Here is a 16,643-nt window from a genome sequence, read left to right on the forward strand (position 1 = left end):
TGTGATTCGTATTTTGCGCAAATTTCTTGCTCGAACGGCAAAATTCGCTTGGTTTTGCTAGCTGTGCGAGCGCAAAACATGGCCTGCCAGATAGAGCGAGCCGCAGATCAGGATGCGTGCGTTGGGGCTTTGAGTGGTGATTGCGGCAACGGCAGTTTGCAGGCTGAGGGCCTCAACAGCGACGAGCCCTGCTTCCTTCGCGATTGCGGCGGTCTTGTCGGCGGGAAGCGTGTTCACCTCGTCTGGTATCGACACCGCGTGCAGTGCCCTGACATGGCCGACCATCGGTGCAAGGTAGCCGGAGACATCCTTGGTGTTGAGCATGCCGCAAATCATAAAGGTTTCACGTGCGGGCAGGCGGCCGAGGCTTTCTGCCAGCGTCGCACCGCAAGCAGCATTGTGCCCGCCATCAAGCCAGAACTCGGCCTCGGGTGCCGCGTCAAGCAGTGGGCCACTCACAAGCCTTTGCATCCGTGCGGGCCATGTGGCTTGCGTCACGGCGGCCTCACAGGCGCGCTCGTCAAAGCCGAGGTGGCGCAGGGCGGCTATGGCGGCGCCGGCGTTTTGAAACTGGTGCGCGCCCATGAGTGATGGCGGCGGGAGATCAAGCAGGCCTGTCTCGTCCTGGTAGACCAGCCTGCCACGCTCTTCAGAGACATGCCAGTGTTGGCCTTGAGCAACCAGTTGCACGCCAAGGCGGGCGGCTTCGGCTTCGACCACTTCGGCGGCCTCGTCAGGTTGTGCCGTCATAACGCAAGGCACGCCGCGTTTGAGGATACCGGCTTTGGCGCTGGCAATTTCTCCGACAGTTTCACCAAGAAACTGCGGGTGATCATAGGAGATCGGGGTGATCACCGTGAGGGCAGGTTTGGCAACTACATTGGTTGAGTCAACACGCCCGCCGAGGCCCGTTTCAAGCAGTGTGTAATCAGCAGGAGTGCGCGACATGGCCAGCAAGGCGGCACATGTGGTGATCTCGAAATACGTAATCGTTTCGCCTTGGTTGGCGGCGTAGCATTCGTCAAGCACCTCGGTGAGGTAGGCCTCTGAAATCAGCTCGCCTGCCAGCCGGATCCGCTCGTGAAAGCGCGCCAGGTGCGGCGAAGTGTAGGCATGAACCTTGAGCCCCGCGCCCTCAAGCCCGGCGCGCAGCATAGCTTGCGTCGAGCCTTTGCCATTGGTTCCGGCAAGGTGAATAACCGGAGGCAAGCTGTCTTGCGGGTTGCCGAGCGCGTCAAGCAAGCGCCACATGCGATCAAGCGTGAGGTCTATAAGCTTGGGGTGCAGCGCCATCATCCGCTGAAGGATGACATCGGATGTGGTGGTCATTTGTCTTCGGGTTTTTCTGTAGGCTTTTCAGCCGCTTTCTCGGGCGTTGGCAAGGCCTCGACCATATCCGGAGCGGGCAAATCGCCCATCACGGCAGGCGGTTGGCCCATGAGCATGCGGGCGATTGTGATCAGTTCATCGCGCATTTCGGTGCGTGGTGTAACGCGGTCAAGCATGCCGTGGTCAAGCAGATACTCGGCGCGCTGGAAGCCCTCGGGAAGCTTTTCACCTAAAGTCTGTTGGATGACGCGCGGCCCAGCAAAACAGATCAGCGCGTTTGGTTCGGCGATCTGAACATCACCAAGCATCGCGTAGGACGCGGTTACGCCGCCTGTCGTCGGGTGCGTAAGCACAACGATATAGGGCAGGCCAGCTTCCTTGAGCATTTGCACGGCAACTGTTGTGCGTGGCATTTGCATGAGGCTGAGAATACCCTCTTGCATACGCGCGCCGCCAGCGGCCGAAAACAGGATAAGCGGGCACTTTTTAAGCACAGCACGCTCGGCAGCAGCGATGATCGCATTGCCGACATACATGCCCATAGAGCCGCCCATAAACGTGAAGTCCTGCGCAGCGGAAACGATGGGCGTGCGGCCTATCTCGCCCTCGGCCACAAGCATGGCTTCTTTCTCGCCGGTGTTTTTCTGCGCGGCTTTCATGCGTTCAGGGTATTTCTTCTGATCACGGAACTTGAGCGGATCTTCCAGCGGCACTGGCACGTCAATCTCGGTGAAGACGCCGCCGTCGAACAGGGTTTCAAAGCGCTCGCGCGGGGTGATCGCCATGTGATGCCCGCAAGAGGTGCAGACGTTCAGGTTGCCTGATAACTCGCGGTGAAACAGCATGGTTCCGCATTCATCACACTTTGACCAAAGGTTTTCAGGGGTGTCGCGACGCGAGAAGATCGAGTTGATCCGGGGGCGAACGTAGTTGGTGATCCAGTTCATGAGCTGGCCTTTTGCTTTAGCTGTTTGAGATTGAGATAAACTTCGCGGGGAAGAAATGCAATCAGCGCTTCAAGGCGAGCCGTGCTGTCAGCCACATGACAAACAGAACACAAAGCTCGATGAACAGTTGCCAGCTTATGGCCTGAACTTCGGTTGCTGTCTCGAAGGCCTCGCCCATCGAGCCTGACGGGAACAGCAGCAATGCAAAGCCCGAGCTGGGGCCGTTGTGCTCGGCGTAAAGCAAAAAGGCGAAGGCATTGTTGGCTAGGTGCAGCGCAAGCGCAGGGCCAAGCGTGCCCGCCCGCGCCGTTAAGTCAGACGCGGCGAGGCCAAAGAAAAACGCCCAGACGACGTATTGCGTGTTTTGGGCAATGGGCGAGGTTGAGCTCCAATGTGCAAACCCGAACAGCAAGCTGGGAATCAGCATCCAGACCAGCGGATGCGCGAACCTAACGGCGAGTTGCTGTTGCAGATACCCTCTGTAGAGCAGCTCTTCAGAGCCGATTTGCACCAGAATCGCAAACAGCGCGACAGGCAGTAACGCCAGCCAAGTCAGCAGCGGGCGGGTGGTTTCCAGGGCGTCGAAGCTCCACCAGGGAGGCACGAACTCAAGCGCTACAAGCAATGCAACAAGCAGCCCGAAACAGACCGCAAACTGCGGCACGGCGCGGCCGAGGTTGCCGATCAGGCTAAGAGGGCTCCGCGCGTGCAAAAAGCCGACAGCCAGCACCACACTGCCACCCAGAATGCAAAACGACATCAGCTGTGCGAACAAGGAGGCAAAGCTCGCTCCGAAGTAAAAACTTTCGTAGTTTTCGGGGGCAATGCTGAGCAGAAGCGCGTCAAGCAGGTTATAGCCGTAGTAGTAGCCTATCTCGACCAACGCGAAACCGACAACCAGCGTGATGAGGCCGCTGCGGGCAGCCGCGGGTGCTGCGAAGGCTTTGAGCGGATGATAGGGGTTCACGTTAGCGACCAAGCGACAGGCGCGCGGTCAACCACGCGACGAAGGTGATCATCAGATCGTAGGGCAGCCAAACGGTGCGCAGTGTTTGATCAGACAGCTCAAAGGGGTAGGTATAGAGCGCGAGGCCGTAATTTACGTTGCCCGGGGCCACATAGAGCAGGGTTGCGAACCCGACAAGGAAATGCAGCGCAAGTGCTGGAGCGAGCGAGCCTGCTCGCGCTGTCAGATCGGCAGTGGCGAGGCCAAGAACCGTCGCGCTGAGCGCCAATGCCCATGCGTTGCCTCCGGCAATCTGCGTATCATATTGGAAGAAGTGAAACAGGCCGAACACCAGCGAAGGCAGCAGCAGCCAAACAAGGGGGCTTTTGAAGCGCGCCGCCAACTGGCTTTGAAGATAGCCCCGAAACAGCAGTTCTTCGGCGCAAACCTGTATCATCAAGAGCGGAACCGACATCGGCAGGAGTGCCAGCCAGCGCAGGTAGTCGATGTTGTGAAACGGCAAGAGCATCTCTGGTTCGGGCAACAACCAGAGGATCGCGGCAAGGCCGGTGAGCGATATCGTCACCCGCCAGATGTTGTTCAGGAATGTCCAACCCTCGCCAAACAGCGTGCCGATGCGCCGTCCGTGGAGCTGCGACAAGACCAGCGCGATCGAGATGATAAGCAAGCCGAAAGACGCAAGTATAGCCAGCAAACTGCGCGCCGAGCTGCCTTTGTCGATCTCGGCAGAAAAAGCGGGCCAGTTGACGGGTGTGACCAGCTCTGCAAGCACGGTGAAATAGGTGTAGCCAAGCGCCAGATAGCAAGCAACGATCAACACCACACCAAGCGCCAAGCGCCACAGCTCGGTTGCCGGGCGGGCCGCGTCAGAGAGGGTTTGTTGGCCGAGATACCGCATTTTACAGGGCTTTACCCCCAAATGCGCCACAAACAAAGCCAATCGTTGGGCGAGCTGCGCAATTTCTGGGCGATTGTGGCTCTAGCGCTGCCGGTCGGCGGGGTAGGTTCCGAGCACTTTGATGTAGGAGGTAAAGTAGTCGAGTTCCTCCATCGCAAGTTTTACGTTCGCGTCTTCGGGATGCCCGTCGATGTCGGAGTAAAACCGCGTCGCGGTGAAGTTGCCATCAACCATATAGCTCTCGAGCTTGGTCATGTTGACGCCGTTTGTCGCGAAACCGCCCATCGCTTTGTAGAGCGCAGCGGGGATGTTGCGAACTTCAAAAACAAAGGTCGTCATCATGCCAAGTTCACCGCGACGGGAGGTGTCAGGCTCGCGGCCCATGATCAGAAACCGCGTGGTGTTATGGCCGTGATCTTCAATGTCCGAGGCAAGCACCGTCAGCCCGTGAATGTCGGCGGCAAGCTCGCTGGCCAGCACGCCCTCGTCTTTGGAACCGGCCAGGGCCAGTTCTGCGGCGGCGCCTGCGCTATCGGCGGCACTGATGGCTTCGATGTTGTTTGCTTTTAGAAATTTCGCTGATTGCGGCAGCAACACCGGATGAGCGCGCACGCTCTTGATGTCACTCAACGCAACACCTTTTGCGGCCATGAGAGCAATGCGCACCCGCACAAAAGCCTCGTCAACAATGAACAGACCACAGTCGGGCAGCAGGCGGTGGTTGTCGGCAACGCGGCCATATGTCGAGTTTTCGACCGGTAGCATCGCGTAGTCGGCCACACCGTTTTGCACAGCTTCAATCGCGGCCTCAAACGAGGCGCAAGGCACAGGCTCGGCGTCGGGACGGGCGCTCATGCAGGCCTCGTGGCTGTAGGCACCAAGCTCTCCCTGAAAGGCAATTCGTTGCGTCATTGTTAAGCCTTTCTGGCTAAATGCATAAAAAAGGGCAATTCGCCGCAGAAACTACACCTTGCCATAAGGGAGGGGAAGCGGATAGATAACCGCCAAACGCTAAGAAATGGAATCTGACCCATGTTTGATACAATGACCTCAACAAAAGTCCTTGGCGCGGTTTGCGGATCGCTTCTGGTTTTTCTGTTTGCCAAGTGGGGCGGAGAAGCGCTTTACCATGTTGGCGCTACTGGCCACGGCGGCCACGGCGAAGGCGAAATACACGCGGCCTACATCATCGAAACGGGTGACGATAGCCAAGGCGACGCCGAAGCGGTTGATGAAGGCCCCGATTTTGCAACGTTGCTGGCAGAAGCTGACGTTGGCAAAGGCGCAAGCGTTTTCAAAAAATGCGCCGCATGCCACTCGTTGGAAGCTGGTGAAACAAAAACGGGCCCGTCGCTGCACGGTATTGTCGGCAAATCTGTCGCATCGACTGACGGGTTTGGCTATTCGGGCGCACTTAAAGCAGTTGCTGAGACATGGGGCACGGATGAGCTGAACGCTTTCCTGACCAAGCCAAAATCTTTTGCACCGGGCACAGCGATGAGCTTCAACGGCCTTAAGAAAGACAAAGACCGCGCCAACCTGATTGCTTATCTTGAAAGCCTTGGCGGCTGATCGCAGCGCGCCATTGAGTATTGAAAACCGCTGGCCCGAAAGGCTGGCGGTTTTTGCGTTTTCGCCTACTCAATTTGAGGCGCAATCACGCCGTGCTCACAAAATCTCAACTTGAATGTCATGCCCCAAGGAATTTAGGGTATCTTAACCATAAACAAGCTCAGATAAGAGTTGCGACAGGAGGCCATGATGACCAGCAAAAAGCCTAAACCAGCCACCCGCGCCCGCAGTTTGCCCGATCTGCGACCAATTGCGCTGTTGAGCCTCATTTTCCTTGGCCTCGCCAGTTTGGCCTTGAAAGCCGAGGAAGAGATCATCAAGTCGCATGGTTTCTCCTATTATGGCGAATTGAGCTATCCGGCGGACTACCAGCATTTCAACTACGTGAACCCGGACGCACCCAAAGGCGGGAGCATTTCGCTGGCCGCGGTGGGCACGTTTGACTCGATGAATGTTTATGCACGCAAAGGCAACGCCGACTCGCTGGCCAGCATCTTCTACGAGAGCCTGCTGGGCGAGTCGCTCGTCAACGGTCAGCAGGTGCAATTGCCAGCAGATACCTTCGGCGAGTTCTACGGCTTGCTGGCGCACACGGTCGAATACCCGAAAGACAAAAGCTGGGTGATTTTTCACATGCGTCCCGAGGCGCGGTTTTCTGACGGCACGCCACTGACGGCACATGATGTCGCGTTTTCGCACAACCTGCTGCTTGATCAAGGCCTGAAGTCTTATGCCGATGCGGTGCGCAAACGCATCCCGAAGACCGAAGTGATTGATGATCACACGATCAAGTTCTACTTCACCGACGGCATCTCGCGGCGCTCGCTGATTGAGCAAGTCGCGACTGTGCCGGTGTTCTCCAAGGCATGGTATGAAGAAACGGGCGCGCGGCTTGACGAGGCACGGCTGACGGCTTCGCCCGGCTCGGGGCCATATGTGCTTGATGATGTCGATGTGAACCGCCGCGTGGTTTACAAGCGCAATCCCGACTATTGGGGCAAGGACCTGCCGATCAACCGCGGTCGCCACAACTTTGATGAAATCCGTATTGAGTATTTTGGCGACAGCACCGCAGCTTTTGAGGCTTTCAAGGCGGGTGAAGTCACCTTCCGTGCAGAAGGCCAGTCTGCGATTTGGGCCAAGGGCTATGACTTTCCCAAAGTTAAAAAAGGGCAGGTGAAACGCGAAGAACTGCCTAACGGATCAGTGCCGAACTCGGTTGGCTTTGTGTTTAACCTCGGCTCCGAGCAACTCAAAGACAAGCGCGTGCGGCAGGCTATTTCGCTTGGCTACAACTTCGAGTGGACGAACACCTCACTGCAACACAGCCTGTTCGCGCAACGCACGTCGTTTGTGCAAAACACCGACATGATGGCCACGGGCCTGCCGCAAGGTGCTGAACTGGCATTTTTGCAAAGCTTGGGTGATGTCGTGCCTGCCGAGATTTTCTCGGAAGAGGTGACGCTGCCGCATACCTCAAAGCCTGACCGATTGAGCGATCGCCGCAATCTGCGGCGTGCGATGAAGTTGCTTGATGACGCCGGTTGGCCCGTTGGCAGTGACGGCAAGCGCCGCAACGACAAGAACGAGCTGCTGACAGTGAACTTTGTCGTTAACTCGGTGAGTTCGCCGAACCTTGTTGCTATCATCGAGAACTACGTGAGCAACCTTAAGGGCATGGGCATTAATGCGTTGATTGATTCAGTCGACTCGGCGCAGTTTTCGACGCGCCGGCGCGACCGTGACTATGACATGATCTATGGTGGCTACCGTTCGTTTCAGGACACCGGCACAGGCCTGATGCAGTTCTTCGGTTCTGAAGTTGCGCCGTTCAGCCTGTTCAACCCTGCCGGCTTCTCAAGCCCGTTTGTCGATGCACTGATCGAAGCTTCGCTGGCAACAGAGACGCTGGAGGAAGAAAAAGCCTCGATCATGGCGCTCGACCGCGCTTTGCGGCACGAGCATTTCATTGTTCCGACTTGGTTTAACAAAGATCACTGGGTTGCTTACTATGACATCTATGAGCACCCAGACGAGATCCCTCCGTTTGATTTGGGTCAGCTGGATTTCTGGTGGTTCAACGCTGAAAAGGCGGCCGACCTCAAAGCACAGGGGGTGCTGAGGTAAGCGCATGGGCGGGTATATTTTAAGGCGGCTTTTGCTGATCATCCCGACACTGCTCGGCATTATGCTGGTCAACTTCGCTCTGGTGCAATTCGTGCCCGGCGGCCCTGTTGAGCAAGCGATCGCGCGGATTACCGGCGAGGGCAATGTCTTCGGCGGTTTTGACGGCTCTTCGGGCACTGGCAACAATGATCTCAACATGGGCTCTGACAGCACATATGTCGGGGCGCGGGGCCTGCCGCCCGAGTTTATCGCCGAACTTGAGAAGGAGTTCGGCTTTGACAAGCCGCCAGTCCAACGCTTCCTGCTGATGCTTGGCAACTACGCGCGCTTTGATTTTGGCGAGAGTTACTTTCACTCGAAGAGTGTGATCAGTCTGATCAAGGAAAAGCTGCCTGTTTCGATCACCCTTGGCCTTTGGTCGACGCTGATCGCATATATGATCTCGATCCCGCTGGGCATCCGCAAGGCGGTGAAAGACGGCACGCCCTTTGACACCTGGACAAGCGGCGCGATCATTGCCGGCTATGCTATTCCCGGGTTTTTGTTCGGCATTATGCTGTTGGTTTTGTTTGCGGGCGGTTCGTATTGGCAGATATTCCCGCTGCGTGGGCTGACCAGTGAAGATTTCGAGACATTCACCACTTGGGGCAAGATCAAAGACTATGTTTGGCACATTACTTTGCCGGTGATAGCCTCGACGATTGCTGGCTTTGCGACACTCACTTTGCTGACCAAAAACAGCTTTCTTGACGAGATGAAAAAGCAATATGTGATCACGGCACGGGCCAAGGGCCTTTCAGAAAGTGCGGTGCTTTACGGGCATGTTTTCCGCAACGCGATGCTGATCGTGATCGCAGGGTTCCCGTCGGTTTTCATCGGCGTGTTTTTTGGGGCCTCGCTGATCATCGAGACGATTTTTTCGCTTGATGGCTTGGGGCGGCTCGGGTTTGAGGCGACGGTGGCGCGCAACTATCCGGTGGTGTTCGGCACTTTGTTCATATTCGGGCTGATCGGCCTCGTCGTCGGCATTCTGTCTGATCTCATGTATGTGCTGGTTGATCCGCGGATCGACTTTGAGCGGAGGGAAGGCTAATGGCGCTTTCAGCGATCAACGCACGGCGCTGGCGAAACTTTAAGGCCAACCGCCGGGCTTACTGGAGCCTTTGGATTTTCGCGGTGCTTTTCGGCCTGAGCCTTTGCGCCGAGTTGCTGGCTTACGACAAGCCGATATTGGTGCGTTACCAAGGACAGTTTTACACACCGATCTGGAAGTTCTACCCTGAAGAAGCCTTCGGCGGTGACTTCGAGACTGAGGCCGTCTACCGCGACCCCGAGGTGCAATGTCTGATCAAGTCGGGCGGCTTGACTGAGTGTTTGGATGACCCGGAGCCAATGCTTGAAAGCATCGACGCGGGCACTTTTGAAGCAGAAGGCTTTGTCAAAGGCTGGACGCTTTGGCCGCTCATTCCTTACTCCTATGACACCGCTGTTGACAGGCCCGGCGCAGCGCCTTTGCCGCCCAACCGGCAGAACCTGCTTGGCACCGACGGCACCAAACGCGACGTGCTGGCAAGGGTCATTCACGGCTTCAGGCTGTCGATCCTGTTCACGTTGATTGTAACCTTGGCGTCCTCGGTTCTCGGGATTATTGCCGGAGCAGTGCAAGGCTATTTCGGTGGCTGGGTTGATCTTATCTTTCAGCGGGTTATCGAGATATGGCAAGCAACGCCGCAGCTCTATGTGATCATCATCATGTTCGCCGTTCTGGGCCGCAGTTTCTGGCTGTTGGTCGGGCTTATGGTGCTGTTCGGCTGGATGGCTTTGGTCGGGGTTGTCAGGGCCGAGTTTTTGCGGGCGCGCAACCTTGAGTATGTGCGCGCCGCGAAGGCGCTGGGCGTGTCCAATGGTGTTATCATGTTCCGCCATATGCTGCCCAATGCGATGGTCGCGACGGTGACGATGCTGCCGTTCATTGTAACCGGCACGATCTCGTCGCTGGCGGTGCTTGATTTCCTCGGGTTCGGCTTGCCAACGAGCGCGCCGAGCCTTGGAGAACTGGCGCTGCAAGCCAAACAGAAGCTAGAGGCTCCCTGGCTGGCGTTCACGGCGTTTTTCACCTTTGCGATTATGCTGTCGACGCTGGTGTTCATCTTTGAAGGCGTGCGCGATGCGTTTGATCCAAGAAAGACATTTCAATGAACCTGCTTGATGTCAAAGGGCTGAACGTCACTTTCCGCCAAGACGGAAAGGCCAACCACGCGGTGCGCGATGTGTCGTTTCATGTTGACCGTGGCGAGACAGTTGCCTTGGTCGGGGAGAGTGGCTCTGGCAAGTCGGTAAGCGCGCTCTCTACGGTGTCTTTGCTGGCTGGAAGTGCCGAAGTGTCCGGCTCGGTTACCTACGATGGCAAGGAAATGATCGGTGCCTCAGACCGGTTGTTGCGACAAGTCCGTGGGAACGACATTAGCTTTATCTTTCAAGAGCCTATGACATCTCTCAACCCGCTGCACACAATCGAGAAGCAGCTTGGCGAGAGCCTTGAATTGCACCAAGGGGTCGGCAAAAACGCGGCGCGGGGGCGTATTCTTGAACTGCTTGAGAAAGTCGGTATCCGCGATGCTGCAAGCCGGCTGAATGCCTATCCGCATGAGCTTTCTGGCGGACAGAGGCAACGGGTGATGATCGCGATGGCGCTGGCCAACAAGCCGGACATCCTGATCGCTGACGAGCCGACAACCGCGCTTGACGTGACCATTCAGGCGCAAATTCTGGAACTGCTCAACGAGCTGAAAGCCTCGGAAAACATGGGGCTTTTGTTCATTACCCATGATCTTGGCATCGTGCAGAGGTTTGCTGATCGTGTTTGTGTGATGCGTCAGGGCGAGATCGTCGAGCAAGGAAAAACCGCTGACATTTTCGCCAATCCACAGCATGATTACACCAAAATGCTGCTCGGAGCGCGGGCCACTGGTGTGCCGGCTGATGTGCCGGAAAATGCGAAAGAACTGGTCAAAACCAATGACTTGAAGGTTTGGTTTCCGATCAAACAAGGGTTCTTGCAACGCACCGTTGATCATGTGAAAGCGGTTAACGCGGCCAATATTTCTGTGCGCGCGGGCGAGACACTGGGCATCGTTGGCGAGAGCGGATCAGGCAAAACCACACTGGCTTTGGCGGTGATGCGGCTGATCGCGTCAGAGGGCGAAATCACCTATGACGGACAGGATGTAAGGGCCTGGAGCACCAAGAAACTAAGGGCTTTGCGCAGCGAAATGCAGATCGTTTTTCAGGATCCCTACGGCTCTTTGAGCCCGAGAATGAGCTGTGCGCAGATCATTGCCGAGGGGCTTGGAGTGCATGGGAATGAAAGCGGAAAAAGCGAACGGGACCTGGTCAGCGAAGTGATGGTCGAGGTCGGACTCGACCCGGCGACGATGGACCGCTACCCGCATGAGTTTTCAGGTGGACAACGCCAGCGCATCGCGATTGCACGGGCGATGATCCTGCGGCCAAAACTGGTTGTGCTTGATGAGCCTACGTCAGCGCTGGATATGACGGTGCAGGTGCAAATTGTTGATTTGTTGAGGAAATTGCAGGAAAAATACGGGTTGGCATACCTGTTTATCAGTCATGACCTCAACGTTGTGCGCGCCATGAGCCACAAAATGATCGTTATGAAGCAGGGCGACGTGATTGAGGCCGGAGAGGCGCAAGCGCTGTTTGAGAACCCGCAAACCGACTATGCAAAAACGCTGCTGGCCGCGACGATGGACGTGCAAGTGTAAACGCGGCGCGCGGTATGGTTAACGCCACAAAAGGCTAAACAACAGGCCTACACACTGCGTGCATACCACAGTGCATACCACAGTGCATAAACACATGCATAATGCGTGCAGACAGTTTTTGTGGCCAGTCACGGCGCGAAATTGGTTAACGGCGCGGTTTTAGATCGCCGAGCTGTGACCGGCTTTGCTGAGGTCGTAGGCGTCAAAGTGACGGGCGATCAGGCGCGTAAGCGGGCGCATGTCGGGCGGGATGCCAAGGCCGAGGGGCGTGAGCGAGAGCCGCCCTTCAAACGCGGCATTGGCCTCGGTGAGCAGCGCCTGAAGCGCGGGTTTAGAAATGTCGAAATTGCTGAGCACCTCATGGTTGCGAATTTCAAAATCACACATCAGCATTTCGATCAGACGGGCGCGCAGCTTGTCGTCGGCTGACAGGGCGTGGCCCTTGTGCGTGGCAAAGCGGCCTTCGCCGATGGCCTTGGTATAGGCCGAGGTCGCGGGGGCGTTTTGCGTGTAGCCCTGCGGAAAGCGCGAGATTGACGAGGCACCGAGGCCGATGAGCACTTCGGCGGGATCATCGGTGTAACCTTGAAAGTTGCGACGCATAGCACCCGAATGTTGCGCCTTGGAGAGGCTGTCTTCGGGGGTCGCAAAGTGGTCGATGCCGATCTCCTGATATCCGTCCCAGACAAACAGGCGGCGGGCGGTTTCAAACAGATCGAGCCGTTGCTCGGGGCTTGGCAGCGCGTCTTCGGGAATAAGCTGTTGCCGCTTGGCCATCCACGGCACATGGGCGTAGCCATAAAGCGCCACGCGATCAGGCGCGAGGGCGAGCAGTTTTTGCACGCTTTCGGTGATGCGGGCGTTTGACTGATGCGGCAGACCGAAGAGGATGTCGGCGTTGAGCGAATGCACACCACGTGCGCGGATCATCTCGGCGGCGTCGCGGGTGATCTCGTAGCTTTGCAGACGACCGATGCTTTGCTGGATTTGCTCGTCGAAGTCTTGCACGCCGATAGAGGCGCGGTTCATGCCTGCAGCAGCAAGTGCATCGCAGCGCGCTTCGTCTATTTCGTTGGGGTCGATCTCGACGGAGAACTCGTAGTCGTCAGCGAAGGGTGCGACGTCCGATATCGCTTGCGCCAGCTCTGTCATAAGCGCGGGGGAGAGCAGGGTTGGTGTGCCGCCGCCCCAGTGCAAACGCGACAGTTGCACGCCAGCGGGCAAGATTGCTGCAAGCATCGCAAGCTCGGCTTTGAGCACGTCTACATAGGCGATAACGGGAGCGTCTTTTGTTGTGCCTTGGGTGCGGCATGCGCAGAACCAGCAGAGGCGGCGGCAAAAGGGCACGTGAATATAGAGCGAGATTTTGCCGCCCTCGGGCACCGCTTTGACCCAGTTGGTAAAGGAGCCGGCGGGAAATGTCGGCGCGAAGTGCGGCGCTGTCGGGTAGCTTGTATAACGCGGCACTTTTGCGTCAAAAAGCCCCATGCTGGCGAGTTGTGTTCTGTTTGTCATGGGCCTAGGATTGGTCTGAAGACCGGAAATTTCTTTGACACAGATCAAGCGCGCGAAGTGAAACAATGCACAAGACGATGACGGCCCAGATTCCGCGTGATTGCGGAGAATGCCCTATCCGGCACCGCGCGGTCTGTGCGAGTTGCGAGGCCGACGAGTTGGCGCAACTCGACGAAATCAAGTATTACAAGAGCTTTGAAGCGGGCCAGACGATCGTTTGGTCGGGCGAGAAGATGGAGTTTGTCGGCTCTGTGGTGAAGGGTGTTTCCTCGCTGACACAAACGATGGAAGACGGGCGCCGCCAGATGGTTGGCTTGTTGCTGCCCTCTGATTTTGTTGGCCGGCCAGGGCGCGAAACGGCGGCCTATGATGTGACTGCGACCAGCGATGTAGTGATGTGCTGCTTTCGCAAGAAGCCGTTTGAGAAAATGATGGTGCAGACACCACATATTGCGCAACGCTTGTTGCAGATGACACTGGACGAGCTAGACGCGGCGCGCGAGTGGATGTTGGTTCTGGGCCGCAAAACAGCACGCGAGAAGATCGCCTCGTTGCTGAGCATCATTGCGCGGCGGGATGCGACGCTGCACATGAAGGCCGGCAGCGACAGCTTCGAGTTTGACTTGCCGCTGACGCGGGAAGCTATGGCCGACTACCTTGGGCTGACGCTTGAAACTGTCAGCCGACAGATATCGGCTCTCAAGCGGGACGGTGTTATCGGGTTGCAGGGCAAGCGACATGTGCTTGTGCCTGATTTCGAGCGTCTGCTGGCGGAAGCTGGCGATGATGCAGACGGTGGGATGTTGGCGTAAGCCGGCCCGAAACCGCAAGTTTTTGACACAGATCAAAGCGCATGGGGGCTTGTCGCGAGAAAACCCCGCAAGGCAAACTCTTTTTACGGGCGAATTGCGATTCGGCGTAGGAAGCTGAAGGGACAGAAAATGAGTAACTACATAAAATTGGTTGTGCTGGGGGTGGTCACGTTATTCGCGCTGATCGCTGCCAGTTTTGGGCGGGATCTGGCGTATCAGGTGAACCTGACCACATTTGCACTCGCGGCGTTTGTGACGTTTATTTACACGCTGCGTCAGACGGACGAGCCTGTTTACAACGTCGATCTCTCGGGAGAATACCTGGACGGTGTCGTGAAGGCCGGTGTGATCGCGACCGCGCTTTGGGGCGTTGTCGGCTTTCTTGTCGGGGTAACGATTGCCTTTCAGCTCGCGTTTCCGGCGCTCAATTTTGAGTGGGCCGAGGGGTATGCGAACTTCGGACGTCTGCGCCCGCTACACACCAGTGCTGTTATCTTTGCCTTTGGTGGCAACGCGCTGATCGCGACCTCGTTTTATGTTGTGCAACGCACATCTGCGGCGCGGCTTTGGGGCGGCAACCTTGCCTGGTTCGTGTTCTGGGGCTTTCAGCTTTTTATCGTGCTGGCGGCGACGGGCTATTTGCTTGGTGCTACGCAGTCAAAAGAATACGCCGAGCCTGAGTGGTATGTTGACCTCTGGTTGACCGTTGTTTGGTTGGCTTATCTCGCGGTGTTCGTTGGCACTCTGGTGAAGCGCAAAGAGCCGCATATCTATGTGGCGAACTGGTTTTACCTGTCGTTCATTATCACTGTGGCGATGCTGCATGTGGTGAACAATTTGAGCATTCCGGTAAGCATTTACGGTTCCAAGTCGGTTCAGGTGTTCTCGGGCGTGCAAGACGCGATGGTGCAGTGGTGGTATGGCCACAACGCCGTGGGCTTCTTCCTCACTGCGGGTTTCCTCGGGATGATGTATTACTTTGTTCCCAAACAAGCAGGGCAACCTGTTTACAGCTACAAACTCAGCATTATTCACTTCTGGGCGCTGATCTTCCTTTATATCTGGGCTGGCCCGCACCACCTGCATTATACGGCGCTGCCTGACTGGGCATCAACGCTGGGCATGGTGTTCTCGATCGTTCTCTGGATGCCTTCATGGGGCGGGATGATCAACGGCCTGATGACGCTTTCAGGCGCATGGGACAAGCTGCGCACCGATCCGGTTATCCGCATGATGGTGATCTCGATCGGCTTTTACGGCATGTCGACTTTTGAAGGGCCGATGATGTCGATCCGAGCCGTGAACTCGTTGAGCCACTACACTGACTGGACAATCGGACACGTGCATTCCGGTGCGCTTGGCTGGAACGGGATGATCACCTTTGGCGCGCTCTACTTCCTTGTGCCAAAACTGTGGAACCGCGAGCGGCTTTACAGCCTCAGCCTTGTAAGCTGGCACTTCTGGCTCGCCACGATCGGTATCATTCTCTATGCGGCGAGCATGTGGGTGACGGGCATCATGGAAGGCCTGATGTGGCGCGAAGTTGATGCCAACGGCTTCCTTGTGAACTCGTTTGCCGACACCGTGGCCGCCAAAAAGCCGATGAACATCGTGCGTGGTCTGGGTGGGGTTATGTTCCTCACTGGCGCGATCATCATGTGTTACAACCTGTGGATGACAGTGAGAAAGGCGCCGGCAACTGAAGCCAGCACCAACTCACTTGTTCCCGCTGAATAAGGGGCTGGGATATGTCTATTCTCGATAAACACGGAACACTCGAGCGCAATGTGACGCTGCTTGCTGTCTTCGCTTTTCTGGTGGTCAGCATCGGCGGTATGGTGCAAATCGCACCGCTGTTCTGGCTCGAAAACACCATCGAAGAGGTTGAGGGCATGCGCCCATACACCCCGCTGGAACTCACCGGACGTGACATCTATGTGCGCGAAGGCTGCTATGTCTGTCACAGTCAGATGATCCGCCCGATGCGCGACGAAGTGGAACGCTACGGCCACTACAGCCTTGCGGCCGAAAGCAAGTATGACCACCCGTTCCAATGGGGGTCAAAGCGCTCCGGGCCAGACCTTGCACGGGTTGGCGGGCGCTACTCTGACGATTGGCACGTTGACCATTTGCGCAACCCGCAGTCGGTTGTGCCTGAGTCGATCATGCCCAAATACGGCTTTCTCGAACACACGATGATCGAGGGCGAATACGTGCAAGACCTGCTCGCGACGCATGCCTTTGTCGGTGTGCCATACAGCGAAGAGATGATCGCCAGCGCGCAGGCCGACTTCAAGGCGCAGGCCGACCCCGACAGTGATTATGACGGGTTGCTCGAGCGTTACGGAGATAAGGTAAGCGTGCGCAATTTTGACGGCCAGGCCGGGATCTCGGAAGCCGACGCACTGATCGCATACTTGCAAATGCTTGGCACGCTGGTTGATTTCTCGACCTTCACTGCCGACGAAAGCCGATAGGGGGAGATACGATGGAAACCTACTCACTCCTACGCCAGTTTGCCGATAGTTGGATGCTGCTCTCGCTCTTCACCTTTTTTGTGGTGATGGCAGCTTGGGTGTTCTTCCGGCCCGGCAGCAGCAAAACCTATGAAGATGTGGCGAACATACCGTTCCGGCACGAAGACAAGCCCGCGAGCATCAAGACTGCCGCTGGCAAGAAGGAGGCCTAGGA

The 16,643-nt window shown here is 56.8% G+C and carries 15 protein-coding genes; 9 read left to right on the plus strand and 6 right to left on the minus strand.

The features are described 5' to 3' along the window. Positions 1-57: 57 nt before the first annotated feature. The 5 genes from KO498_RS06920 to KO498_RS06940 all read right to left on the minus strand — a co-directional run bounded on the left by KO498_RS06920 (position 58) and on the right by KO498_RS06940 (position 5,053). Positions 58-1,329 (minus strand): bifunctional folylpolyglutamate synthase/dihydrofolate synthase, encoded by a 1,272-nt coding sequence (locus KO498_RS06920; RefSeq protein ID WP_215959142.1) that lies wholly within the window; start codon positions 1,327-1,329, stop codon positions 58-60. Continuing rightward, positions 1,326-2,276, minus strand: coding sequence for an acetyl-CoA carboxylase, carboxyltransferase subunit beta (accD, locus tag KO498_RS06925; protein ID WP_215959143.1), 951 nt, complete (start codon positions 2,274-2,276; stop codon positions 1,326-1,328). Before accD ends, KO498_RS06920 begins: the two co-directional genes overlap by 4 nt. A gap of 61 nt (positions 2,277-2,337) precedes the next feature. Further along, the gene (locus KO498_RS06930) at positions 2,338-3,243 is read right to left on the minus strand and encodes a CPBP family intramembrane glutamic endopeptidase (RefSeq protein WP_215959144.1); all 906 of its coding nucleotides are present in this window, start codon (positions 3,241-3,243) and stop codon (positions 2,338-2,340) included. A gap of 1 nt (position 3,244) precedes the next feature. Next, on the minus strand, positions 3,245-4,141 hold the full coding sequence (locus tag KO498_RS06935; protein ID WP_215959145.1) for a CPBP family intramembrane glutamic endopeptidase: 897 nt from the start codon (positions 4,139-4,141) through the stop codon (positions 3,245-3,247). A gap of 81 nt (positions 4,142-4,222) precedes the next feature. After that, positions 4,223-5,053, minus strand: a complete 831-nt coding sequence (locus tag KO498_RS06940) for a prephenate dehydratase (RefSeq protein WP_215959146.1) — start codon at positions 5,051-5,053, stop codon at positions 4,223-4,225. 120 nt (positions 5,054-5,173) lie between these two features. On the opposite strand from KO498_RS06940, the gene KO498_RS06945 reads away from it, so the two are divergent. From KO498_RS06945 to KO498_RS06965, 5 genes are all read left to right on the plus strand, one after another. After that, a complete protein-coding gene (locus KO498_RS06945) occupies positions 5,174-5,713 on the plus strand; it encodes a c-type cytochrome (protein WP_215959147.1) in 540 nt (179 codons plus the stop codon). A gap of 189 nt (positions 5,714-5,902) precedes the next feature. Continuing rightward, entirely contained in the window at positions 5,903-7,840 is a 1,938-nt protein-coding gene (locus tag KO498_RS06950; RefSeq protein WP_252731306.1) for an extracellular solute-binding protein, read from the plus strand. A 4-nt stretch (positions 7,841-7,844) separates the two neighbouring features. After that, a complete protein-coding gene (locus tag KO498_RS06955; RefSeq protein ID WP_215959149.1) occupies positions 7,845-8,933 on the plus strand; it encodes a microcin C ABC transporter permease YejB in 1,089 nt (362 codons plus the stop codon). Continuing rightward, a complete protein-coding gene (locus KO498_RS06960; protein WP_215959150.1) occupies positions 8,933-10,039 on the plus strand; it encodes an ABC transporter permease in 1,107 nt (368 codons plus the stop codon). Before KO498_RS06955 ends, KO498_RS06960 begins: the two co-directional genes overlap by 1 nt. Beyond that, positions 10,036-11,625, plus strand: a complete 1,590-nt coding sequence (locus KO498_RS06965; protein WP_215959151.1) for an ABC transporter ATP-binding protein — start codon at positions 10,036-10,038, stop codon at positions 11,623-11,625. Before KO498_RS06960 ends, KO498_RS06965 begins: the two co-directional genes overlap by 4 nt. Positions 11,626-11,784: 159 nt before the next feature. Here KO498_RS06965 and hemN read toward each other — a convergent pair whose 3' ends face one another. After that, positions 11,785-13,140 (minus strand): oxygen-independent coproporphyrinogen III oxidase, encoded by a 1,356-nt coding sequence (gene hemN, locus KO498_RS06970; protein ID WP_215959152.1) that lies wholly within the window; start codon positions 13,138-13,140, stop codon positions 11,785-11,787. Positions 13,141-13,205: 65 nt separating this feature from the next. Between hemN and fnrL the strand changes: the two genes are divergently transcribed. The 4 genes from fnrL (at position 13,206) to KO498_RS06990 (ending at position 16,641) form a co-directional block, all read left to right on the plus strand. Then, positions 13,206-13,952 carry a transcriptional regulator FnrL gene (gene fnrL / locus KO498_RS06975; RefSeq protein ID WP_215959153.1) on the plus strand — a complete coding sequence of 249 codons (747 nt, stop codon included), beginning with the start codon at positions 13,206-13,208 and terminating at the stop codon, positions 13,950-13,952. Between the two features lie 129 nt (positions 13,953-14,081). Next, positions 14,082-15,689: a cytochrome-c oxidase, cbb3-type subunit I gene (gene ccoN, locus KO498_RS06980; protein WP_215959154.1), complete on the plus strand. Its 1,608-nt coding sequence runs from the start codon at positions 14,082-14,084 to the stop codon at positions 15,687-15,689. A gap of 11 nt (positions 15,690-15,700) precedes the next feature. Then, the gene (ccoO, locus tag KO498_RS06985; protein ID WP_215959155.1) at positions 15,701-16,429 is read left to right on the plus strand and encodes a cytochrome-c oxidase, cbb3-type subunit II; all 729 of its coding nucleotides are present in this window, start codon (positions 15,701-15,703) and stop codon (positions 16,427-16,429) included. Positions 16,430-16,440: 11 nt separating this feature from the next. Next, positions 16,441-16,641 (plus strand): cbb3-type cytochrome c oxidase subunit 3, encoded by a 201-nt coding sequence (locus KO498_RS06990; RefSeq protein WP_215959156.1) that lies wholly within the window; start codon positions 16,441-16,443, stop codon positions 16,639-16,641. The last annotated feature ends 2 nt before the right edge of the window (positions 16,642-16,643 follow it).

Source organism: Lentibacter algarum (assembly GCF_018860975.1).
GTDB classification, from domain to species: domain Bacteria; phylum Pseudomonadota; class Alphaproteobacteria; order Rhodobacterales; family Rhodobacteraceae; genus Lentibacter; species Lentibacter algarum_A.

What these genes read in the sequence shown, in the direction of transcription:
- KO498_RS06920 (WP_215959142.1), bottom strand. Translation starts at nt 1,329, where the DNA reads ATGACCACCACATCCGATGTCATCCTTCAGCGGATGATGGCGCTGCAC.
- accD (WP_215959143.1), bottom strand. Translation starts at nt 2,276, where the DNA reads ATGAACTGGATCACCAACTACGTTCGCCCCCGGATCAACTCGATCTTC.
- KO498_RS06935 (WP_215959145.1), bottom strand. Translation starts at nt 4,141, where the DNA reads ATGCGGTATCTCGGCCAACAAACCCTCTCTGACGCGGCCCGCCCGGCA.
- KO498_RS06940 (WP_215959146.1), bottom strand. Translation starts at nt 5,053, where the DNA reads ATGACGCAACGAATTGCCTTTCAGGGAGAGCTTGGTGCCTACAGCCAC.
- KO498_RS06945 (WP_215959147.1), top strand. Translation starts at nt 5,174, where the DNA reads ATGTTTGATACAATGACCTCAACAAAAGTCCTTGGCGCGGTTTGCGGA.
- KO498_RS06950 (WP_252731306.1), top strand. Translation starts at nt 5,903, where the DNA reads ATGACCAGCAAAAAGCCTAAACCAGCCACCCGCGCCCGCAGTTTGCCC.
- KO498_RS06955 (WP_215959149.1), top strand. Translation starts at nt 7,845, where the DNA reads ATGGGCGGGTATATTTTAAGGCGGCTTTTGCTGATCATCCCGACACTG.
- KO498_RS06960 (WP_215959150.1), top strand. Translation starts at nt 8,933, where the DNA reads ATGGCGCTTTCAGCGATCAACGCACGGCGCTGGCGAAACTTTAAGGCC.
- KO498_RS06965 (WP_215959151.1), top strand. Translation starts at nt 10,036, where the DNA reads ATGAACCTGCTTGATGTCAAAGGGCTGAACGTCACTTTCCGCCAAGAC.
- hemN (WP_215959152.1), bottom strand. Translation starts at nt 13,140, where the DNA reads ATGACAAACAGAACACAACTCGCCAGCATGGGGCTTTTTGACGCAAAA.
- fnrL (WP_215959153.1), top strand. Translation starts at nt 13,206, where the DNA reads ATGCACAAGACGATGACGGCCCAGATTCCGCGTGATTGCGGAGAATGC.
- ccoN (WP_215959154.1), top strand. Translation starts at nt 14,082, where the DNA reads ATGAGTAACTACATAAAATTGGTTGTGCTGGGGGTGGTCACGTTATTC.
- ccoO (WP_215959155.1), top strand. Translation starts at nt 15,701, where the DNA reads ATGTCTATTCTCGATAAACACGGAACACTCGAGCGCAATGTGACGCTG.
- KO498_RS06990 (WP_215959156.1), top strand. Translation starts at nt 16,441, where the DNA reads ATGGAAACCTACTCACTCCTACGCCAGTTTGCCGATAGTTGGATGCTG.